Below are 24,167 nucleotides of genomic sequence, written 5' to 3'. Positions count from 1 at the left end.
GGTACCCGGCGCCCGTTCAGGGGTTCCTCGCCATGTACCCTTCCCGCGCGACGACGCTGCCAGCGCGCGCGCGCAGCCGCACGTCGAGGCGGTGCCATCCCGGCGCCGGCGGTCCGGACGGCGAATAGGTCAGGAGATAGCGCTGGCGGTACTGCGAGAGGATGCCGCGGAACGTCTCGGACAGGTGAGCGCCCTTGTTGATGCGCAGGAACTCGCCACCGGTGACGTCAGCCGCCGACTGCAGGAGCCGCAAGCCGTCGCCGGCTGTCGGTGCCATCCACGTCTGGCGGGTGAAGGTCTCGGAGAACGGTGCGGACGTGACCGCTGTCGGCAGGCCCGCGCCGACGGGGAAGACGACCACGTTTGTGCGACGCAGGACGTCGAGGGTGCGCGCGGCCGACGTCCAGCTCGTCGTGTCCTGACCATCGGTGAAGAGCAGGAACACCGAGGGACCCTGGTCGGCGAAGGAGAGCGCACTGCCGAACACGATCGCATCGTGCAGCGGCGTCGCACCGCTCGCCTCGAACCGCGCGAGCGTCGCGTCGAGGTTGCCGCCAGGCGGGCTGGCCCGCATCAGCAGGCGCACCCGATCGGAGAACGTGAAGAGCGACACGCGATCCTGCGGCGTCAACTCGCCAACGAGCGCCCGCACGGCGGCCCTGAGCTGCTCCAGGGTCCGCCCGTCCACACTGCCACTGAGGTCCAGCCCGATGATGACGTGCGCGCTGTCGGTGGTGCCGAGCGAGCCGACGACCTGCTCGACGCCGTTGTCGCGCACCACGAAGTCCCCGGACGTGAGGTCGCCGATCGGCTTGCGATTCTGGTGGGCGAAGGCGTCGATGGTGACGACGTCGACCGACGCGCGGAACAGCGGCACGGTATCCTGCGCATGCGGTGTGGCGGCCAGCACGAAGACGGCCGCCATGGCGGCAAGTACACGACGAACGCTGAACGTCGGCCGCCGAACGCAGATGTTCGAAGGCCGAGGGCCGACGGCCGATGGCCGGATAACGACGGCCGACCATCGAGCCCTGGATGCCTGGCGAGTCGTCACTTCACCACCGTTGCCATCAGGTGCGTGAGGATCCGGTCGCCTTCGAAGAGGCGCCCAGCGGTGTACAGGTTCCAGGCATCGGGTGGCTGTCGCGGCGCGAGGGCGACGGGCGTCGCGAACTGGCGCGTCAAATCGTAGGCGCCGCCAGCGCTGCCCCGTCGCATGGCGGCCTGCATCATCGCCACCAGTGCGGAGTGACGTACCGCGGGAACGGCGGAGGCACGCGCGTACGAACCCGAGGCTCGCTCCATGTCCTTGCGTCCCTCGTACACCTCCCCGGCAAACAGGTGTGCCAGCCCGCACACCGCATCACGGCATGCCTGCAACAACAACGGCGAAAGCAGGCGCTCCGCGTCGTCGAGGCGGTTACGCTCGATCGCGACCCGCGCCAGCCGCAGCGTCGCCTCGCGATCGCCCGGCTTCAGTTCGAGGGCGCGCCGGTACTGCTTGCCTGCATCGTCCATCGCGATCAGCATCGGTGCGGTCCGCGAAGCCACGGGCAGCCGACGCATGTTCACGGCTGCCGAGCCGGTGGGCACCTCGTCGGCGAGACGGGCACGCGTCTCGAGCGCCACTCCGCGAAGCAGGGCGAGTGCGGCCACCGCTTCGGCGTCATCCTCGGGTGGATGGACGGAAGCCGCCTCCCGGGGCACGTCGCGGAAACGGCCCGATGCGATGAGGTGCTGGACGAAGGCCAGGCGCCACCACCTGCGGAACTGCCGGACCTGCGCCGACGCTGCGCCGCCGTCCTGGCCATCGAACGCGTCGAGCCGCTGCCAGGCCTCGCGGGCGGCATTCTCGAGCGCCACTTCGTGCTCGGTCGCCAGCGCTCGACCCGTGACGGCGATCAGGAGGTCCAGGGGCAGCAGTGCCGACACCTGGAAACGGCGCGTCGCGATTCGGCGCGCCTCGGCGTCGCCGGCCGGGCCGGCTCGCCACTGTTCGAACGCCCGCCGGGAGGACTCGAACAACGCCGGTGGTGTCGCGTGCAGCAGAGTCGCTCCTGCCCCAGACCGATCACCGGCCAGGTATTGGTCCACCGCGGTCTGCCAGGCTTGATCCGGCGGTGCCGCGGGCTGTCCGACGGCGCCACCGACCGGCCAGAACACCAGCAGAATGAACCAGATGCGCCACCCACGCGACCATTGCGTGCGCGTCGTCCAGGAGGCAAGCAGCGCCCGTCGATACGCACATCCGAGCCCGTCTTGTCTCCCCTCAGGGAGAGCGATAGCATGAGCGATCGTTATAGAGGTCATCAGCAAACGTCATGATCACAGCCGACCCGACCAAGCGAGCCCAGATCCTCGAAGAAGTGCAACGCATCGTCGCCGCGACGGCGCCCGAGGGCGACCGCGACCTGCTCCATGCCCTGGCTGGCGTGGTGCTGGCCGAGATGCCGGACAGCGTCGCCTTCCGCCTGCCGGCCCCTGCACTGGCGGCGCGCATCGGAGAGTACTTCAGGTTCATCGCCCACACGATGCCGCCGGAAGTGCAGTTGTACCGGGGCTTGCCAGGCCTGCACGTGGCCGTCCGTAACTGCGACGAAGCGGAGGACCGCGCGATGGCCGCGCACGACGGCGGTCCCCACGAGGTGACGATCGTCGAGACGCACACCCCCGACGCCCCCTTCATCTTCGAGAGCCTCACCAACTTCTTCAAGAACGAGAACCTGCGGGTCTTCTCCGCGATTCACCCGCGCATCACCGTCCGCCGGCAATGGGAGCGGGTGGTGCACGTGGGCGGGCACGGTGACGAGGGGTCGCCTGAGCTGTTCTGCCAGTTCCGCATCGAGCGCATCGATCGAACCGAGCGGATGCGCCGCCTCGAGCACCAGATCTTCAGCCTGCTCAAGAGCGTGTTCCTGGCCGTCAGCGACTTCGCGCCAATGAAGGCCGCGGTGATTGCTGCCAGCGCCCGCCTCCGCGCGCGTGACGGCGACATGACCGCCGCCGCGGGTTCGCGGCGCCTGCTCGAGTGGCTCTGCGACGACAACTTCGTGCTGCTCGGCGTGATGCGCTACGTCCCGGGCGCCGATGGCGTCCTGCAGCCTCAGGACGAGAGCGCGCTCGGCGCCTTCAAGGACCCGGCGCTCATCGAGACGGTGTTCCCTGGCCTTCCCGAAGACATCACGCGCAACCTCTCGCCTGCAACCGACGATGCGCGGATCATCGACATCGACTACTGCGTGAACGGCCACGCCATCCACCACCTGGGGACGCTCGAGGACGTATTCGTCCGCGAGTGGACCGCCGATGGCACCCTGGCCGGCATGACGCTCGCGATCGGCCGCTTTGCCAAGAGCGCGTTTGCCGCCAAGGCCGCCGACATCCCGGTCCTCGACGAGAAGCTCACCTACGTCCACGAGGGGCTCGACGTCACGCCCAACTCGCACGCGTGGCGCGAGGCGCGCGCGATCTTCAACCACTTCCCGAAGCGCGAACTGTTCTACGCGCGTCGCGAAGACCTCTGCACGATCATCGAGCAGATGGTCACGCTCGTCGGCGACGACGAGATCGCGGTCGCAGCTCGCCAGGGCACGGGTTACGCCGCCGTGACGGTGGCCTTCTCTGGTGCACGGTACTCCCCGCAGGTCGAGGCCGCGTTGCGCTGCGGCCTGCAGGAGGCATTCGGCCCGATCCTTTTCAGCGAGTGGGCGGACCTCGGCACCAAGGCGATCATCGTCTTCTACTTCGACGTCGCCGAACTCGAGGCGCCCATCGACGTCGAGAAGGTGCGCGTGCTGACCCGTCAGAGCGTGACGACCTGGGAGGACCAGGCGGCGCTGGAACTCGAACAGGCATACGGCACCATCGAGGGCCGTCGCCTCTTCAACAAGTACGTGCGGTCCGAGAGCCGCAGCGGCTTGTACCGCGAGACCACGACGCCCCAGGAAGTCCCGGCTGACCTGGCAAGGCTCGAGGCGCTCGAGGGCCGCCTCGAGATGCACGTCCTGCCCGAGTCGGCCGAGCAGGTCACGATCAAGCTCTTCGCGCCGAAGCCACTCAAACTCACCGGCACGTTGCGGACCCTGCAGAACCTCGGCCTGCCGGTCGTCGAGGAACTCTCGCTGACGCTGGTCCTGCCCGACAACCGCACCGGATTCCTCGAGCGCCTGCGTATCCAGGCGGCGCCGACGATCATCAGCGCGGTGGCGCAGGGCCCAGATCGCCTCCTCGACGCGCTGCGCGCACTGCACGAGAAGCGCGCCACCGACGATGCGCTGAATGTCCTGGTGACCAGCGAGGGCCTCACGTGGCGCCAGGTGGAGGTGCTGCGGACGCTGCGCAACCACTTGATCCAGGTACGTCCGAGCTACAACGCCGACACGATCACCGGTGTGATGCTGCGCAATGGCGCCGCGTCGGCGGCCTTGTTCCGGCTGTTCGATGCCCGCTTCAATCCGGTCGCCGATGGCGATCGCGATCACGCCGTGGACCAAGCCGACCGCGCCTTGCGCGTCGCCCTGCAACAGGTCGGCAGCCTGCTGGACGACGAGATCCTGCGCGGCGTCGAGAACCTGCTGCTCGCGGTGGTGCGCACCAACGCGTACCAGACGCCCGAGCGGCCGGTGGTGTCGATGAAGGTGGAGTGCGCGAAGGTGGCCGGCATGGTCACGCCGCGGCCGCTGTACGAGATCTACGTGCACTCGCCGCACCTCGAGGGCATCCACCTGCGCGGCGGCAAGGTGGCCCGCGGCGGCCTGCGCTGGAGCGATCGGCACGACGACTTCCGCACCGAGGTCCTCGGCCTGATGAAGACGCAGATGGTCAAGAACGCGATCATCGTGCCCGTCGGATCCAAGGGTGGCTTTGTGCTGAAAGGCCAGTTGCCGGCGCGGCCGGCGCTGGACCAGTACCTGGTCGATCGCTACCGCCAGTTCATCTCGGGCCTGCTCGACATCACCGACAACATCGTCGCCGGCGCGGTCGTACATCCTCCGGACGTGGTGCGCTACGACCAGCCGGATCCGTACCTGGTCGTGGCCGCCGACAAGGGGACGGCTCATCTTTCGGACACGGCCAACTCGGTGTCGGCGCAATACGGGTTCTGGCTGGGCGACGCGTTCGCCTCGGGCGGGAGCAACGGCTACGACCACAAGGTCGAGGGCATCACCGCCCGTGGCGCATGGGAGTGCGTGCTGCACCACTTCCGCAACATGGGCCAGGACATCCAGGTCCAGCCGTTCACGATGATCGGCCTCGGCGACATGTCGGGCGACGTATTCGGCAATGGCGCCCTGCGCAGCCGCGTGACCAGGCTGATCGCGGCCTTCAACCACGCGCACATCTTCATCGACCCCGATCCGGATCTGGAGAAGTCGTTCGCGGAACGCGAACGGCTGTTCAAGCTGCCGCGGTCGACATGGCGTGACTACGACACGTCGATCATCAGCGCCGGCGGCGGCATCTTCGATCGTTCCGCCAAGGCGATCCCGGTGTCGACACAGATGAAGGCGCTGTTCGACATCGAGCAGGACGAAGTGACAGGCGAGGAGATGATCCGGCGCCTGCTGACTGCGAAGGTGGACCTGCTCTACAACGGCGGCATCGGCACCTACGTCAAGGCGAGCACCGAGGACGATTCCGACGTCGGCGACCGTGCCAACGACCGCGTCCGCGTCGATGCGCGCGAGGTGCGGGCGCGGGTGATCGGCGAGGGTGGCAACCTCGGCATGACGCAGAAGGCCCGGCTCGAGTACTGGGAGCGCGGTGGGCTGTGCAATACCGACGCGATCGACAACTCGGGCGGCGTGGACATGTCGGACCACGAGGTGAACATCAAGATCCTGCTCGACATCCTCGTACGGGAGAAGGTGATTGCCAGCAGGGACGCGCGCAACGTCGTCCTCCAGCAGATGACCGACAACGTGTCGGAACTCGTGCTGGACGACAACCGCTACCAGGCCCGCGCCATCACTCTCGACAGCGTGCGCAGCGTGGTGGAGTACGAGACGTTCGTCGAGGTCATCGAGCAGATGATCGCCGACCGTGTCTTCAGTCGTGCGGATCAGGCAGTGCCGACGCGTGAGGCCCTGTTGTCGAGTCCGATGCGGATGCGCGGCCTGCCGCGGCCGCTGCTGGCGGTGCTGCTCGGGCAGGCCAAGATGCACGCCTACGACCTGACGTTGTCCTCGACGTTCCCAGACAGCCCGTCGGGCCTGCCGCTACTCACCCGCTACTTCCCGGATCTCATGCAGCAGCGCTACGGCGAGTTCTTCGCGAAGCACCCGCTCAAGCGTGAGATCATCGCGACGGTCGCGATCAACCACGTGATCAACCACGCGGGGATCACGTTCCTGCCGATGCGTGCGGCGCAGAGCGGCGCCGACTACGGCGCGATCGTGCAGGCATACATCGAGGCCGACGAGGCGCTCGGGGCCTCACGGCGCAGGGCCGAAATCGCGGCCGGGAAGGGCGAAGCCGAGGCCGAACGTCGTCAGTTGCTCGCGATCGAGCACGAGGTGGAGCAGGCGGTGGGGTCGCACCTCGCGAAGGTAGGGGTGCCGCAATAATCTGGCGCACACGTCCCACGACGCTCGAGGTGTTTCCATGAGACCCATCGCCCTGCTGGCGGGCAGCCTGTGCGTCATCGCGGGCCTGTCACCCTTGCATGCACAGTCGACGACTCCTGCGTCGTATGAAGCGACCGTTCGCCGTACGTCGTATGGCATTCCGCACATCACGGCGAAGGACCTGGGCAGCCTGGGCTTCGGCGAGGGGTACGCGCTCGCACAAGACCACTTCTGCTCGCTGGCCGACCAGATCGTTCGCGCGCGTGGCGAGCGGGCGAAGTACTTCGGGCCGGGAGAGAAGGACGTTCACCTCAACTCCGACGTGGCGATGAAGGCCTTGCGGGTTGCGGAATTGGGCGCGGAGGACATCGGGCGGGTGCCCGAGAGGCGAGAGTGGTTCACGGGTTACGCCGCCGGCGCCAACGCGTACCTGGCAAAGGTCACGCCCGCCGGGGTGGCCGGTTGGTGTCGGGGCGCGCCGTGGTTGCGGCCGATCACGGCGGAGGACGTCGCCGCCCGCTCGCGGCTGGTCATCCTGACCCTGCCGGCGTTTGCCTCGATGATCGCCACGGCCGCTCCGCCTGCGGTCGGCGCCACGCCGGCTGCTGTGGAGCTCCCCGACCTCGGCGCGGCCCTCAGCAACGGGTGGGCGATCGGCAAGGAGCGCACCGACACCGGCCGCGGGATGCTGCTGGCCAACCCTCACTACCCGTGGGTCGGATCGAACAGGTTCTGGGAGAAGCACCTCGTCATCCCGGGCAGGCTCGACGTGTACGGCGTGGGACTGCTGGGCATCCCGGGTGTGGCCATCGGCTTCAATCGCCACGTGGCGTGGACGCACACCGTCTCGGCGGGCGCACGTTACACAGGCTACGCCTTGACGCTCGTGCCCGGCGCGCCCACCTCGTACGTCTACGACGGCAAGCCGCGTGCGATGACGAAGCGACAGGTCTCGGTACAGGTCAGGCAGCCGGACGCCACGGTGTCGACCTCGACTCGCGACGTCTACTTCAGCCACTACGGCCCGATCGTCAACTTCCCGGACCTGCCGTGGACCGCGACGCGAGCGATCGCGCTGCGTGACGCGAACGCCGACAACGACGAGGCCCTCCAGACATGGCTCGTCATGGCCCAGGCCGGCAGCCTCGAGGACCTCAAACGTGCGCAGGGCGAGCCGGGCGGCATTTCCTTCGTCAACACCATCGCCACGAGTGCCGACGGCCGTGCTCTGTACGTGGACGCATCGTCGGCCCCGTACCTCTCGGCCGAGGCCCTCGCCCTGTACCGCGCGCGGCTCGCCAGCGACGAGGACACGAAGGCCGCCAGCGCACGCAACCTGATGCTCCTCGACGGCGGCGACCCGCGCTTCGAGTGGGTGACCGACCCGCGCGCGCGGGACCCCGGCATTGTCCCCACGGAGCTCGCGCCGCAGCTGGAGCGGACCGACTACGTGTTCAATGCCAACGACAGTTACTGGATCAGCAACGCGAAGGTGCCGCTGACCGGGTTCTCGCCCGTCCACGGCCGCGAGGACTCGCCGCGCTCGCTCCGCACCCGCATGAACGTGCGTCTGCTCGACGATCCGTCGCCGTCGGGCCCCGCGGGCGCCGACGGGCGCTTCTCGCTTGATGAGTTGGCTGCGGCCGTGTTCAGCAACCGGTCCATGAGCGCCGAGTTGCTGAAGGCCGCGTTGGTGGCTCGCTGTCAGGCCGAGCCCGATCGGACCGTCGAGAACCGGACAGTCCACCTCTCTGCCGCGTGCGGTGTACTGGGCACATGGAACGGGGTCTACGATGTCGACAGCCGCGGCGCGGTGCTGTGGCGGGAGTTCATCACGCAGTTCCGCGGCCCGGACCTCACCAGGGCGGGTAAGTTGTTCGCGACGGACTTCGATCCCGCCCACCCGGTCACGACACCACGCGATCTCGCCGTCGGCGCCGGAGGCCACGATGGCGTGCTCGAGGCGCTCGCGCGTGCGGTGCTCCTGATCGAACGGGCTGGCATCCAGGTCGACACTCCGCTCGGTGACGTCCAGATTGCTGAGCGTGGTGGCAAGCGCATCCCGATTCACGGAGGGCTCGGCGCCGAGGAAGGCATCGCCAACCTCGTCGACTTCGCGCCGAACGCCTCGACGCTCGAATCCGACGGTTCGCCGGTGCCGGGAGTCGAGGGCAGCCGTTACCTCACGCACGCGGGATATCGCGTCAACCGCGGCAGCAGCTTCGTCATGGTGCTGGGCTATACCGATGGCGGCCCGAGCGCCAGGGCGCTGCTAACATACGGCCAGTCGGGAGATCCGTCGTCGCCGCACTTCAGCGATCAGACGGAGCTGTACTCGCGCAAGGTGTGGCGTGACGTCCTGTTCACCGACGAGCAGATTGCGGCCGATCCGAATCTGCGCACCGAGATCGTGCGCGCGCCGAGGTGAGCTGGTGTTTGTCTTCGATGCAGACACGTGGTGCGAAGGCCATCGATGAGGTCACGGCCCTGTTTCGACAGAACCGCCACGAGGAGTTGGCACGAGCATAGCAATCGAGCTCGAGGTTGACGACCATCCCTCGTAGCGATTCGCTGGACCTGGCAGGCCTGCAGGCCTTTGCCCGACAACTCGCCGTCGAGCTGCCACCGGCCGACCCCCGCAGTCCCTGGTGGGCCCGACCCGGCCACCTGAAGCGCCTGCGCCAGGAGGCGGGGGTGCTCGAGCAGGCCTATCGCGCCGTCGCGGACGACGTCCGGCATGCCGAGGCGGTTTCTCCGGCCGCCGAATGGCTCCTCGACAACTTCCACCTCATCGCCAACGAGGTCCGGAGCATCTCCCACGACCTGCCACGTGGGTACTACCTGCGGCTGCCGAAGGTCCAGGTGGATGGCATCGGTCCGCTGGCCCGCATCGAAGTGCTCGCCGCCCAGACCATCCGGCGCAGCGACGGCCGTGTCGATGCCGAGCGGCTACGTGAGTTCCTGCTCGCGTTCCAGGGGGTGGCGCCACTGACGATCGGCGAGCTGTGGGCCTGGCCGAGCATGCTGAAGGCGGCGTTGATCTCGTACGTCTCCGAGATCGGGGAGGGCATCCGCCGCGCCCGTGCCGATGCCGCGAGGGCCGACGCCTACCTCGCGGCGCTCGATGCCAGCGGCACACTCGGGCGCGTGCCGCTCGATCCACAGAGCAGTTTTCCGTTCGTCGTCCGATTGCTGCAGCGGATCCGCGAATACGGCGCGCAGGCGGCGACGGTCAGGACCGATCTGGACGCATGGCTGGCCGGGCAGCAGATGTCACCGGAAGACGCGATTCGGGTGGAGGGGCAACGCGAAGCCGCCGACCAAGTGTCGATGGCCAATGCGATCACCAGCCTGCGGTTCTGCGCCACGCACGAATGGAGCCGGTTCGTCGAGTCGGTGAGCCAGGTCGAGACGATCCTGCACCACGACCCTGTCGGCATCTATGGGCGAATGGACTTTGCAAGCCGCGATCGTTACCGGCGGTCGCTCGAGGCGCTGGCCGATGGAACCGGCGAAGGGCAGGTGCACGTCGCGCGACAGAGCGTCGAGGCGGCGCGACGTTCCGGCACCCGGCTGCGCAACGAGCGGGACGCCCACGTCGGTTATTACCTGATCGGACCTGGCCGCGGCTATCTCGAGGAGCAGCTCTCAACCAGGCTGCGGCCGACGCGCCGGCTGAAGCGCTTCCTGTACCGACATCCGACCCCGCTCTACCTGCTGCCCATCGCGGCGGTGACCGCCCTGCTGGTGCTGTTTGCCGCCTGGTACGCGTCGCGCTCAGGCGGTTCGACGGCTGCCATCGTCACGGCAGCATTGCTCGCGCTGCTGCCGGCCACCGACCTCGCGACAGCCGCCGTGCAGCGCCTCGTGGCGAAACTGAGCCGGCCACGCAGATTGCCGCGTCTGGATCTCGAGCACGGCATCCCCGAAGAAGGCCGGACGATGGTGATTGTCCCGACCTTGTTCGGCAGCGTCGCCGCGGTCGAGGAACTGCTCGCGCATCTCGAGGTGCACGCCCTGGGCAATCCCGACCCGCGCCTCCACTTCGCGGCGCTCAGCGACTTCACCGACGCCGACGCAGAGCACCTGCCCGGAGACGAGGCCATCCTGGCTGCGGCTCGCGCTGGCATCGCAGAACTCAATGTCCGGCACGGCCGCACGAAGCAGGATCGCTTCTTCCTGTTCCATCGCGATCGCTTGTGGAACGACAAGGAATCGCGCTGGATGGGCTGGGAGCGCAAGCGCGGGAAGATCGAGGAGTTCAACCGGCTCCTCCGCGGCGCCACCGACACCAGCTTCCACCACGTCGTCGGCGACCGGTCCGTGCTGCGCTCGGTGCGGTACTGTCTGACCCTCGACAGCGACACGCGCCTGCCGCGCGACGCGGCACGTGAGCTGGTCGGGATCATCCTCCATCCGCTGAACCAGCCGGAAGTCGATCCGGCGCTGCGCCGGGTGACGCAGGGCTACGGCATCCTGCAGCCGCGGGTCAGCGTGACGATGTCGAGTGCGGCCGGATCGCTGTTTGCTCGCACCTACGCCGGGCACACCGGCGTCGACCCGTACACCACCGCCGTGTCCGACGTCTACCAGGACCTGTTCGGCGAGGGCATCTTCGCTGGCAAGGGCCTCTATGACGTCGACGCGTTCATGGGCACCCTCGAAGGCCGCGTGCCTGAGAACGCGCTCCTGTCACACGATTTGTTCGAGGGCCTGCACGCCCGCGCTGCACTGGTCAGCGACATCGAACTCGTCGACGACTACCCGTCGACGGTGCTGGCGCACGTGCGTCGTCAGCGGCGATGGGTAAGAGGCGACTGGCAGATTCTGCTGTGGCTGTTCCCGTACGTGCCGACCGCGCAGGGTATGGCGCGCAACCAGCTGCCGTTCATCAGCCGCTGGAAGATTCTCGACAACCTGCGGCGCAGCCTCATGGCGCCCGCGTTGCTCGCCTTCCTGCTCGCGGGCTGGACCTTCCTGCCGGGTCGCCCGGCGGTCTGGACGGCGCTGGCGCTCGGCGTCACCGGATCGGCCACGCTGCTGGCGATGGCCCGGTTGTTCGCCGTGCCGTGGTACGGGCATTCCATCGGTGTGTTCCTGCGTGGCGTCTCCGAGGACATGCAGACCGCGGCGGCGCAGGCGTTGCTGTCGCTGATGCTGTTGCCGTTCCACGCGTGGGAGATGGTGCGGGCCATCATGCTCACGCTGGCGCGTCTCGCCGTGACCCATCGCCGGCTCCTCGAATGGGAGACCGCGTCGAGCGTGGCGGCGGCGTCGGCAGGGCTGCGCGGCCGCGCGGCGCTGCCGGTGTTCCTGGTCGAGATGGCGGCCAGCCCGCTCGTTGCATTGCTCGCCATCGCGGCGATTGCCGCCTCCCCGCGGCACGGATGGCTCGCGGCGGTGCCGTTCCTGCTCGCATGGATGGCGGCGCCGGTCATCGCATGGGCGCTGAGCCAGCCGCGTGAGCTGCGACAGCGGGCGCTCGCGCCACATGAACGTACCCAGGTGCGTCGCCTGGCGCGAAAGACTTGGCACTACTTCGAGATGTTCGTCGGTCCCGACGATCACTGGCTGCCACCTGACAACTTCCAGGAGGCGCCGGGACGCCAACTGGCGCGGCGCACGTCGCCGACCAATATCGGCATGGGCCTGCTCTCGACGCTGGCCGCGCGAGACCTGGGCTTCATCGACGATCGCGAGCTGATCGAGCGCGTCGACCACACGCTCGACACCTGCGAGGTCCTCGAACGTCATGAGGGCCACCTGCTCAACTGGTACGCCACGAGCACGCTGGCGCCGTTGTGGCCCCGCTATGTGTCGACCGTCGACAGCGGTAACCTGGTGACGGCGCTGATCACGCTCGCCAGCGGACTCGAGTCGCTCGCGCTGCGCCGCGACGGCGCGCCGCCGGTACGCGAGGGGCTCGCCGACACCGCCTCGATCGTTCGTGGCTTCGCTTCCGGCAGTGCGGCGGCATCGCCCGCCCTGGTTGCCGTGCACGAGCAGGTCGACGCGACCGCGTCCGCGATCGTCGCCGACCTGCAGGCGGCGCTGGACGACGCGGTACTGGCGACGCGTGCCGCGGCCCACATCGCGGCGCTGGACGACGTCTTGGCGCTCCCCGTGATGCAGCCGATCGACGACGGTGATGCCCCCGTCGTACTGACCTGGACGCGCGCATTGCGGTCCGCGCTGCAGCGCGTGATCGATGCGACCACGGCGGGCTCGACCGGCGACATCGATCGCGAGGCGACGACCATGCTCACGCTCGCCGATCGAAGCCGCGCCCTGGCCGACCAGATGCGCTTCGGCTTCCTGTACGACCGGACGCGACACCTCTTCTCGATCGGCTATCGGCTCGCTGACGCCGACGGCCCCGGCGTGCTCGACGCCTCGTTTTACGACCTGCTCGCATCCGAGGCGCGGCTTGCGAGCTTCATCGCCATCGCTCGCGGCGACGTGCCGCAGCGGCACTGGTTCCATCTCGGGCGCCGGGCGATGAGCGTCGAGGGCGTGCCCACGCTGCTGTCGTGGAGCGCGACCATGTTCGAGTACCTGATGCCGTCGCTGCTGATGCGGTCGTTTCCCGGAACGCTGCTCGAGACGACCAACGAGGGCGTGGTGATCCGGCAGATCCAGTACGGCCGGCAGCGTGGCGTGCCCTGGGGCATCTCCGAGTCGGCCTACAACGTCCGCGACCGGCACGACACGTACCAGTACCGTGCCTTCGGCGTGCCGGGACTCGGATTCAAGCGCGGACTCGCCGACGACCTGGTGATCGCGCCGTACGCGACCGCGCTCGCGCTGCCAGTCGCGCCGCGTGCGGCGCTGCAGAACCTCGCGCGCCTGACCGCCGCCGGCGCAGAAGGCGCCTTCGGCTACTACGAGTCGGTCGACTACACGCCGCGGCTGGGCCCGGACCCGCCCAGCCAGGCGACGCGACCAGTCGGCAGGCCCGAAGGCGTGGTCGTCCGCACGTTCATGGCGCACCACCAGGGCATGACGCTCCTGGCGGCCACCAACGCGCTGCTGGACAACGTAATGGTCGACCGCTTCCACGCCGACTCGCACGTCAGGGCCACCGAACTGCTGCTGCAGGAGCGCATGCCGCGTGAGGCTGCGTCCACACCGCCGCGGCCGGTCGAGTCGACCCGCACGCCGTGGACGGCGCCAAGCATCCCGTTGCGCCGGTTCCGCACGCCGCACACCTTCCACCCGCACGCGCAGTTCCTGTCGAATGGATCCTGGGTGACGGTCGTGACCAATGCCGGTGGCGGTTCGAGCCGCTGGCGCGACATCTCGATCGTCCGGTCGCGCGAGGACCGCACGCTCGACCTCGGTGGTCAGTGCCTGTACCTGCGCGACGTCAGGTCGGGGCTGGTCTGGTCGCCGACGTTCTTCCCGACCAGGAAGGAGCCGGACGAGTGCTTCATCACCTTCGGCTCCGACAAGGCCGTCTTCCGCCGCACTGACGATGGCATCGAGTCGATGCTCGAGGTGGTCGTCTCGGCTGGCGACGACGTCGAGGTCCGTCGGCTGTCGCTGACCAATCGATCCGACCGGATGCGCGAGATCGACATCACGAGCTACGCCGAGATCGTGCTCGGCCGTCTCGAAGACGACATCGCCCATCCCGCCTTCGGCAAGCTGTTCGTGCAGACCGAATACCTGCCGGAGAGCACCGCGATCATCTGCGGCCGCAGGCCGCGGTCACCTCAGGAAGCCCGCGTCTGGGTCTTCCACGTCCTGAGCCTCGAGGGCGACCGGGCCTCGCAGACCGAGTGGGAGACCAGCCGGTTGCGGTTCATCGGGCGCGGCCGCACGATGACCTCGCCGATCGCGCTCGACGGCCGTTCGTTGACCGGCACGACCGGTTCGGTGCTCGATCCAGTCGCGAGCCTGCGCCAGCGTGTGCGCCTCGAGCCCGGCGGATTCGCCAGGATGGCGTTCTCCACCGGCGCTGCCGAGACGCGTGAGGCCGCTGTGACGCTCGCGCAGCGCTACCACGATCGCGGCGGCGCGTCCCGCGCGGCGACGATGGCCTTCACCCACAGCCAGATGCTGCTCAGGCATCTCGGCATCTCGAGCGAGCTGGCCCGGCAGTACGACCGGCTCGCGAGCCGTGTCCTCCACCTGGACGAGTCGTTGCGGGCCACGCCCGAGCAACTGATCGCGGCGACGCAGGGGCAGTCCGCGCTGTGGGCGCTCGGCATCTCGGGAGATCTGCCGATCCTGCTCGTGACCGTGGAGGAGGGTGACGACATCAGGCTCGTCCGTCACGTCCTGCAGGCGCAGGAGTACTGGCGGCTGAAGGGCCTGGTCGCCGACGTCGTCATCGTCAACGAGCACCCGGCTGACTATCTCGACCAGATCCAGGAAAGCCTGACCGCACTGGTGGCCAGCGGCTCATGGGGCGCCTGGCGCGACCGTCCCGGTGGCGTGTTCCTGCGCCGCGCCGACGCCTTGTCTCCCGCCGATCGCGCCTCGCTCATCTCGGTGGCGCGCGCGGTGCTCGCCGGTGGCCGCGGCGAACTCTCCGAACAACTCGATCGCCCGTCACCGTCGCCGGCGCCGCCGCGACGGTCGTTCCTGCGACAGGCGCTGGCCTCCGAGGCGGACGCCACCGTACTGGACGACGCGCCCCGGCTCGTGATGGCCAACGGTCTCGGTGGGTTCAGCGAGGACGGCCGCGAGTATGTCGTCACGCTGCGCGACGGCCAGAACACGCCCGCACCGTGGTCGAACATCATTGCCAACCCCGAGTTCGGCACCCTGGTCACGTCTTCGGGCGCCGCCTTCACGTGGGCCGTGAACAGTCGAGAACATCGACTCACGCCGTTCGACAACGACCCCATCGCTGAAGGGACATCGGAGGCGATCTATCTGCGCGATGATGAGACCGGCGAGACGTGGGGCGCCACACCCTCGCCGATGCCGCGCCGTCCGGACGACGCCTGGCAGGTGCGGCACGGCGCCGGCGTGACGTCGTTCGAACGCGCCACTCGACGACTCAGCCAGCGCCTCGAGGTGTTCGTGTTCCCCGACGCGCCTGTGAAGGCATCGGTGCTCACGCTCACCAACACGTCGGCGCAACCTCGCCGTCTGAGTCTGTTCGGCTACAACGCATGGCTGCTCGGCCCGCCCCGCGCGGGCATGCAGCGATCCGTGGTCACCAGCCGTGACGCGGCCACCGGCGCGATCGTTGCCAGCAACCCCTGGGTGACCGAGTTCGCATCGCGCGTCGCGTTTGCCTGGTGCAGTGAGCCGGTGCGGTCGATGACCGGCGACCGCACCGAGTTCCTCGGGCGCAACGGCTCGCTGACGGCGCCCGCCGGCCTCACGCTCGACGCACTGTCCAACCAGCTCGGCGCGGGTCTCGAGCCCTGTGCCGTGCTGCACACCGGCATCCTGCTCGCCCCAGGCGAGACACGTCGCGTCGTCTTCCTGCTCGGCGAGGGCACGTCAGCCGACGACGTCCACGCCCTCATCGGGCGATGCGGCGATGTGCAGCGCGTGCAGGAGGGACGACGCCGATCCGATGCGATGTGGGAAGACATCCTCGGCGCAGTTCAGGTCCGAACACCGGACGATTCGTTCGACCTGATGGTGAATCGCTGGCTCCTGTACCAGACGGTGACGGCACGCCTCTGGGCGCGGACCGGGTTCTTCCAGCCAGGCGGTGCCTTCGGGTTCCGCGACCAGTTGCAGGACGTCATGGCGCTGGGCTTCAGCCGCACCGACCTCTACCGGCAGCAGGTGCTGCTGGCTGCGAGCCGGCAGTTCGTCGAGGGCGACGTGCAGCACTGGTGGCATCCGCCGACCGGCCGCGGTACGCGTACGCGGTGCTCGGACGACCTGCTCTGGCTGCCGTACGTGGTGTCGCAGTACTTGAAAGCGACCGGCGATGCGTCAGTCCTCGACGAGATGGTGCCCTTCCTCGAGGCACCGCCGCTAACGCCCGACCAGCACGAGGTCTACGACCTCCCGATGATGTCGGAAACATCAGCGTCGCTGTTCGATCACTGTGTCCGCGCGATCGATCGTGGTCTCACGTCAGGTGCCCACGGTCTGCCGCTGATGGGCATCGGCGACTGGAACGACGGCATGAACCGGGTCGGTCACGAAGGTCGTGGCGAGAGCGTGTGGCTCGGCTGGTTCCTCTACGGCGTCCTCACGGAGTTCGGTCCCCTGGCCAGCGCCCGCGGGCATGGCGATCTGGCCACGCGCTACGCGGCCGAGGCGCGACGCCTGGCCAACGCGCTCGAACTGTCGTGGGATGGCAACTGGTATCGCCGCGGGTATTACGACGACGGCACGCCGCTGGGATCGGCGGGCAGCGATGAATGCCGCATCGACTCGATCAGCCAGTCATGGGCGGTGCTGTCGGGCGCGGCGCCCGCCGCCCGCGCCCGACGGGCCATGGACGCGGTTCGCGCGCATCTCGTCCGCCGCGATGCGCGCGTCCTCCTGCTGCTGACGCCCGCCTTCGATCGCGGTGAAAAGGATCCGGGCTACATCAAGGGCTATGTGCCAGGGATCCGCGAGAACGGCGGACAGTACACGCACGCGGCGGTCTGGACGATCATGGCCCTGGCCCGCATGGGGTACGGCGATGAAGTCGCCGAGTTGTTCCACATGATCAACCCCCTCAACCACACCCGGGATGCCGCGAGCGTCGACCGCTACGTGACCGAGCCCTACGTGATGGACGGCGACGTCTACGCTCACCCCGAACACACTGGCCGTGGTGGCTGGTCCTGGTACACCGGATCGGCGGGCTGGATGTATCGCGCCGGTATCGAAAGCATCCTCGGCCTCGAGCGACACGGCGGCACCTTCTCGGTGACGCCCTGCATCCCGTCCACGTGGCCCGGGTTCACGATCGACTGGCGCGTCGGCTCGACGCACTACCACATCCAGGTCAACAACCCCGAGCACCGCAGCGTTGGTGTGGCGTCGATCTCGCTGGACGGCGAGGATGTCGACGCCGCTGCCGTGCCACTGCTGGACGACGGCCGGTCTCACGAGGTCGTCGTCACGATGGGGGAGCGGGACGTGGTGCAGACACGCCGTGCCTGACGCGCCGCGTCAAGGGGCAGCGTCCTTCTCCTTCTTCGGCTTCCTGTCCTTCTTGCCCTTGGCGTCGTCGGCGGTCATCTCCTCGGTCACGATCGGTGTCGGCGGGGCGCCGACGTTGACGTGCACCTTCTTCAGCGCGGCCTGCAATGCCTCGGCGCCCTGTGGCGTCACCTGTGTCTGCCAGGCGTAGACCGAGCGCAGGCGGGGCAGCTTTTCGAGCGGCTTCAGTCCTGCGTCGGTCACGGCGGTGCCGTAGACGTTGACCGATTCGAGCCGCGTCAGCTTCTCGAGCGGCGCAAGCGCATGGTCGGTGATCGCCGTCCGATCGAGGGACAGCTTCCACAGGTTGACGAGTTTCGGGAGCAGTCGCGCCATGCCGGCGTCGGTCACCCGCGTGCCACCGAGGTTGAGCCAGGCGATCTGCGCGGCCAGTGGTTCGAGCGACGCGAGACTCTTGTCGTCGAGCGTGCGGGCCGCGGGTGGCGCCTCCACCATCAGCAGCGCCGAGCCGGCACGGAGCGGCTCGACACGGAGGTTCAGGACCTTCAAGGCATCGAGGGCTTTCGCGTCGGCCTGCGGCACCCGCACCGACAGGATCGCCGGTGCGCTCAGGTCCACGGGCCCCAGCCGATCGGCGATCGCGGGTTCAAGCTCGGGCGTGACCTGCGTGTCGGCCAGCACCTGATCGAAGGACGCGCCCTGGTCGATCCACCAGCGCAACACGGCGACTTCCGCGTGTGACGGCGCCGGATGGCCGCGTGGCGGCATCGCCTTCTTGTCGGACGTGGGCAGGAAGAGCCGGCGCACCACGAGGCTGCCCGCGGCGTTGCCAGGCACGATCACGGCGCCGTCCTCGCCGCCCTGGCGAATCGCCTCCGGCGAATCGAGCCGCAACTTGCCCGCCTGTCGCGCCGGACCGTGGCAGCCGACGCACCGCGCCTCGAGCGTGGGTGCCACGAGCGTCTTGAAGACGGGCGTCGCGCTCGGGTCCACCGGACCTCGCGGCGTGCTCGCACGCGCGGCGGTCAGGAAGGGCAGCGCTGGCATGTGCTCGGTCAGGTAGCCCTCGCCGTGCGTGAGCGATCCGCCGAGATGCCCAGTCACGGCCACCAGGAAGATGGCCATGCCGAAGCTGCCGCCGTACAGCAGTGCGGGCGCGCGTCCCGGCGTCCGCTCACGCCACCACGCCGCCGCACACGCGAGAAAGACGATCGCGCCGAGCATCAGGCCCCATTGCTGATGCCGGCCCACGAGCGTCGGGTCGTAATCGCCGCTCAACGACAGCAGCGTGCCGGTGATGACGGCGCCGCCGGTCGACAGCGCGCAGAGGGCGAGCAGCGTCGGCATCAGGCGGGCGATGCCGGTATCCTCGAAGCGCTTCAGGCGCGACAGGACCTCGACGACGCCGGCCAGCAGCAGGAAGCCGATCGGGAGGTGGACGAGGAGCGGGTGGAAGCGGCCGATGAACGGCTGGAGTTCCGTGAGCACGCGCTTACGCCAGGAGCGCCTTCACGACGTGACCGTGCACGTCGGTGAGGCGGTACCGCCGGCCCTGGTGCTTGAACGTGAACTGCTCGTGCTCGATCCCCAGCAGGTGCAGCAGCGTCGCCTGGAAGTCGTGGACGTGTACCGGATCGCGCACGACGTTGTAGCCGAACTCGTCGGTCTCGCCGTAGCTGAAACCCGTCTTGATGCCGCCGCCAGCCATCCACACCGTGAACGACCGCGGATGGTGATCGCGCCCGTAGTTCTCTTTCGTGAGCTTGCCCTGGGAGTAATTGGTGCGGCCGAACTCGCCCCCCCAGATCACCAGCGTGTCCTCGAGCAGGCCGCGCTGCTCGAGATCCTTGACCAGGGCCGCCGACGGCTGGTCGACCGACTTGGTCATGATCCTGATGTCCTTGGGCAGGTTGCCGTGCTGATCCCAGCCCTGGTGGTACAGCTGGATGAATCGCACGTCGCGCTCGGCGAGCCGCCGCGCCAGCAGGCAGTTGGCCGCATAGCTGCCCGGTGTCTTGACCTCGGGACCGTACATGTCGAGGACGCTCTGCGGCTCGTTCGTAAAGTCCATGACCTCCGGCACCGACGTCTGCATGCGGTACGCCATCTCGTACTGGGCGATGCGCGCGTTGATCTCGGGATCGAGCACACGCGCGTGCTGTTCCTCCTCGAGCTGCCGGAACGTGTCGAGCATGTGACGGCGCGTATCGGCGCTCAGGCCGTCGGGGTCGCCGAGGTAGAGCACCGGGTCCTTGCCGCGGCGGAACTGCACGCCCTGGTGCTGCGAGGGCAGGAAGCCGCTCCCCCAGAGCCGCGAGTAGAGCGGCTGGTCGCCCTGGCGGGCCCGCGACAGCAGCACGATGAATGCAGGCAGGTTGGAGTTGTCCGACCCGAGCCCGTACGAGAGCCAGGACCCGATCGAGGGACGGCCGGCCTGCTGAGATCCCGTCTGCACGAACGTCACGGCGGGGTCGTGATTGATCGCCTCGGTGTGCATCGACTTGACGAAGCACAGCTTGTCGGCGATCGAGCCGATGTGCGGCAGCAGTTCGCTGACGGTCGCGCCGCTCTGGCCGTGGCGCGCCATCGAGAAGTGCGATCCGGCAAGCGGGAACTGCTTCTGGTGCGCCGTCATGCCGGTCAGGCGCTGCCCCATCCGGATGGACGCCGGCAGGTCCTCGCCGTTCATCGTCCGCAGCAACGGCTTGTCATCGAACAGGTCGAGTTGTGACGGGCCGCCGCTCTGGAACAGATAGATCACCCGCTTGGCGCGCGGGACCACGTGCGTAGCCGGGTAAATCGGCCCGGTCGGCCTAGCTCCAGGCGCCACAGCGACAGGCCCTTGCCCGGGTCCACCGAACAGCCGTGCGGGATCGAGCAGGGCGCCCAGGGCGACCGACCCGATGCCGAGGCTGGCGGCAGAGAGGAAGTGTCGCCGGGTGGCGTTGTACTTGAGATCCTCGAGAGCCTTCATCGCTTGTTCACCGCTTCGTCCGTGTTCATGATCGTGCTCGCCACGACGGTCCACGCCGCGACGTCCACCGGGTCCAGCGTCCGCGCCGGAGGCGCCTCACCGGACTTGGCAAGCTGCCTGGCCGCTCGTAAGTCACTGGCGTAGGTCGCCCGTTCCTTCTCGAAGAGCGCGCGCACGGCGGCGAGTTCGGTCGGCCGCGGCGCCCGGCTCGTCAGCAGGCGATAGGCGGTCGTGATTCGCGCCTCGGGCGTGTCTCCGCCCTCGCGCAGCAGTCGCTCGGCCAGCACGCGCGCGGCCTCGACGTACTGCACGTCGTTGAGCAGCACCAGCGCCTGGAGGGGCGTGCTCGTACGCTGCCGCTTGACGATGCAGAGGAGGCGTTCGGAGGCATCGAAGCTGATGGCGGACGGCGGCGGCGTGCTGCGCTTCCACACCGTGTACAGGCTGCGTCGATGCAGGTCGTCGCCCTTGCCCTGTGCATACGTCGTCGCATTGCGGGTGGCCAGTTCCTCCCAGAGCCCCGCGGGCTGGTAGGGGTATACGCTCGGTCCGCCGATCGTGCGCACGAGCAGGCCGCTGGCGGCGAGCGCGCCGTCGCGAATCTGCTCGGAGGCCAGTCGATACGATGGTCCACGCGCCAGCTTCTCGTTGGCCGGATCGAGCTCCAGCGCCCTGGCCGTCGCGACCGACGACTGCCGGTAGGTCTGCGAGAGCACGATCTGGCGCAGCATCGCCTTCAGGTCCCAGCCTCCCTCGCGCAGGCTCACTGCCAGGTGATCGAGCAGCGCGGGGTGTGTCGGCAGCCGGCCCTGGTTGCCGAAGTCCTCCGGCGTGGCCACCAGGCCGGTGCCGAAGAGCAGTCCCCAGTATCGGTTCACGACGACGCGCGCGGCCAGCGGGTTGTTCGGCGCGACGAGCCAGCGCGCCAGCCCGAGCCGGTTCTTCGGCCCCTCGAACTTCGGCAGCATCGCCGGCGTGTCGGCCTCGACGCGGTCGGTTGGCGCCTCGTAGGAACCGCGGGCGAGGATGAACGTCGGGCGCGCACGCTCGGGCGGCAGGTCGCGCATGACCATCGCCTGCGGCAGCTTCGTGATGAGGGCGTTCTCCTTGCCGCGGAGCACGCGCAACTGCTGCCGTTCCGCCGCACCGAGCTTCGCCACGCGACGCACCCAGTGGTCGGCAAGCTCCTCGCGCGATGCGGCTGCGGGACGAGCAGGCGATGCTGTTTCGCGTCGAGCAAGCTCGACGCCTACACCTGACGTTTTCACGAACGACGCGGTCGCGGGCGATGCTGGCGGCGGAGCCGTCGATACCGCGCGATTGGTCTGCCGCGCTGCGCCGGGCGCTGCCAGCGTCGCGACCTCGAGGGCCGTCAATTCATCCGGGAACACGTAGAACTCGTCGACCGACGTGTCCGACAGGTTCTCGTCGCCGCGCCTGCCGAGGCGGATCGCCGAGATCCCACCCCAGTCGCCAAGCGGCTCGCTGATGATGCTGCGCGCGAGGTTGTCGGTCATGACCCGCGTCGGCGCCCGGACGCCGTTGACGTAGAGACGCAGCCCCGCCGCCCGGCTCGATCCGTCGTAGGTCACCGCCACGTGATACCAGTCGCCGACGGTCATCGGCGTGACCGTCTCGATCTCGACCGAGTTGTCCGGCGCGACGTGATGCAGGCCTGTGGTCAGCGTCCCATCGGGTCGCAGGATCAACTCGTAGCCGCGGTGGCCGTTCATCACCGCGCCCGACCGCGTGATGACCGGGCCGCCGACGCCGGCCTTGTCGCGACGGATCCAGATGGCGAACGAGAACGGATCGTTACGCTCGAAGAAGCCGAAGTTCTGGTCGCGGCCGCCGAGGTCGATCTGGCTGTCGCCGACGAGCCGCGCGGCATTGCCGATCACCCCCGGCACCACCTCTGGTGCGCGCGCCGTCTTCTTCTTGCGCTCCTCGTCGCTCCCCACCGTGCCCATGCGCTTGGGTGTGGCGAGATTGGCGAACGTGTAGGCCTTCATGGCGTCGAGCGGGAGGTGCACGATCGGGCGGGGCAGGACCACAGAGGGTTGCTCCGTCGCGGCCTGTGCCTTCGCGAGCCAGGCCTCGAACGCGGGCCCCGTCGCCAGCCGATCCACACGGGTGGCCTCCTCGAGCGGGCCGATTTTCTCGCGCAACGCCGCGATCGCCATGTCGGCTTCCGGCGTCGAGATGGTCACCGTCGGACTCGGCATGCCCGAATACGGGATCTGCCCGGTCTCGTTGACGTTGTTGAAGAACGCGAAGAGCTTGAAAAAGTCCTTCTGCAACACCGGGTCGTACTTGTGGTCGTGGCAGCGCGCGCACTGCAGCGTCAGCCCGAGAAAGGCCGAGCCGAAGGTGTTGACGCGGTCGGCGACGTACTCGACGCGATATTCCTCCGAGACGATGCCGCCTTCCTGGCTCTGCATGTGATTGCGGTTGAAGGCCGTGGCGAGGCGCTGTTCGGGCGTCGGATTGGGCAGCAGATCACCGGCGAGTTGCCAGGTGATGAACTGGTCCACCGGCATGTTGCGGTTGAACGCCTCGATCACCCAGTCGCGCCATGGCGACATCTGACGCATGCCGTCGTCCTGATACCCGTGCGAGTCCGCGTACCGGGCGACGTCGAGCCAGTCGGTCGCCATCCGCTCGCCGAACGCCGGCGAGGCCAGCAGCCGATCGACGACCTTCTCGAACGCGTCGGCGCTGCGGTCGGCCAGGAAGGCGTTGACCTCGGCGATGGTCGGCGGCAGTCCTGTGAGGTCGATCGACACGCGACGTATCAGGGTCTCGCGCGAGGCCTCGGGCGAGGGCGTGAGACCGGTCCCGCGCAGGTCGGCGCGGACGAAGCCGTCGATGGGATTGGTGAAGGTCCCAAGGTCGGACCCCGAGGGCACCGGCGCCTTCTTGGGTGGAACGAACGCCCAGTGTGGCGTCCACGTGGCCCCCTGCTCGATCCAGCGGACGAGCGTGGCCTTCTCCACGTCGCTCAGCTCGAGGTGCGAGTCCGCCTGCGGCATCATCACCGCCGGATCCGTGCTGAGGATTCGACGGACGAGCTCGCTCTTGCCGGTGTTGCCGGGCACCACCGCCCGCCGGCCCGTGGCCAGCGTGGCAAAGGCTCCATCCCGGGTGTGCAGGCTCAGGCCGCCCTTGCGCGCGCGGTCATCCGGCCCATGGCACTTGAAGCACTTGTCCGACAGGATCGGGCGCACGTGGAAGTTGAAGTCAACCTGCTCGGGCACGCCTGCGAGGGTTGGCGGAGCAGGACGGCACGCGGCGCTGCCGATGAGGGTCGCAACAAGGGTCGCGCCGACAGCCAGGCGCCGGGCGGCGCGTTGGGGGCCCGCGACCGCGGGACAGGGCTCTGTGGCCATTTGGTAAACCGACTCCAGGATCCGATCCAGCCTATGCCATGCGACGGCATGGTGCAATGCGCCCTTGGACGCTAGAATCCGCGCCGTGGGACCTCGCGTCGTCACCCTGTACCTCCTGCTGGTCGGGGCGATGTCGAGCCTCCCGTCCGCGTCCATTGC

At 68.6% G+C, this 24,167-nt stretch carries 8 protein-coding genes; 3 read left to right on the top strand and 5 right to left on the bottom strand.

The features are described from left to right. Positions 1–16: 16 nt before the first annotated feature. Both LuPra_RS28210 and LuPra_RS28205 read right to left on the bottom strand, forming a co-directional pair. Positions 17–925, bottom strand: coding sequence for a VWA domain-containing protein (locus LuPra_RS28210; protein WP_110173861.1), 909 nt, complete (start codon positions 923–925; stop codon positions 17–19). Between the two features lie 125 nt (positions 926–1,050). Next, positions 1,051–2,163, bottom strand: a complete 1,113-nt coding sequence (locus LuPra_RS28205; RefSeq protein WP_157899790.1) for a tetratricopeptide repeat protein — start codon at positions 2,161–2,163, stop codon at positions 1,051–1,053. 158 nt (positions 2,164–2,321) lie between these two features. Here LuPra_RS28205 and LuPra_RS28200 point away from each other — a divergent pair, with 158 nt between their 5' ends. The 3 genes from LuPra_RS28200 to LuPra_RS28190 all read left to right on the top strand — a co-directional run bounded on the left by LuPra_RS28200 (position 2,322) and on the right by LuPra_RS28190 (position 17,645). Then, positions 2,322–6,566 carry an NAD-glutamate dehydrogenase domain-containing protein gene (locus LuPra_RS28200; protein WP_110173859.1) on the top strand — a complete coding sequence of 1,415 codons (4,245 nt, stop codon included), beginning with the start codon at positions 2,322–2,324 and terminating at the stop codon, positions 6,564–6,566. Positions 6,567–6,603: 37 nt separating this feature from the next. Continuing rightward, a complete protein-coding gene (locus LuPra_RS28195) occupies positions 6,604–8,994 on the top strand; it encodes an acylase (protein WP_110173858.1) in 2,391 nt (796 codons plus the stop codon). Between the two features lie 116 nt (positions 8,995–9,110). Continuing rightward, positions 9,111–17,645 (top strand): glycoside hydrolase family 94 protein, encoded by an 8,535-nt coding sequence (locus LuPra_RS28190; RefSeq protein ID WP_110173857.1) that lies wholly within the window; start codon positions 9,111–9,113, stop codon positions 17,643–17,645. A 9-nt stretch (positions 17,646–17,654) separates the two neighbouring features. Here LuPra_RS28190 and LuPra_RS28185 read toward each other — a convergent pair whose 3' ends face one another. Genes LuPra_RS28185 through LuPra_RS28175 form a run of 3 tightly spaced genes read right to left on the bottom strand, consistent with a single transcriptional unit; the run spans position 17,655 to position 23,876 of the window. Then, complete coding sequence (locus LuPra_RS28185) at positions 17,655–19,133, bottom strand: c-type cytochrome domain-containing protein (RefSeq protein WP_110173856.1); 1,479 nt, start codon at positions 19,131–19,133, stop codon at positions 17,655–17,657. 4 nt (positions 19,134–19,137) lie between these two features. Continuing rightward, the gene (locus LuPra_RS28180; protein WP_110173855.1) at positions 19,138–20,619 is read right to left on the bottom strand and encodes a DUF1501 domain-containing protein; all 1,482 of its coding nucleotides are present in this window, start codon (positions 20,617–20,619) and stop codon (positions 19,138–19,140) included. After that, positions 20,616–23,876, bottom strand: coding sequence for a DUF1553 domain-containing protein (locus LuPra_RS28175; protein ID WP_234800589.1), 3,261 nt, complete (start codon positions 23,874–23,876; stop codon positions 20,616–20,618). Before LuPra_RS28175 ends, LuPra_RS28180 begins: the two co-directional genes overlap by 4 nt. Between the last annotated feature and the right edge of the window lie 291 nt (positions 23,877–24,167).

This window comes from Luteitalea pratensis (genome assembly GCF_001618865.1).
GTDB lineage: Bacteria > Acidobacteriota > Vicinamibacteria > Vicinamibacterales > Vicinamibacteraceae > Luteitalea > Luteitalea pratensis.
This window is presented reverse-complemented; position numbering and strand designations above follow the sequence as displayed.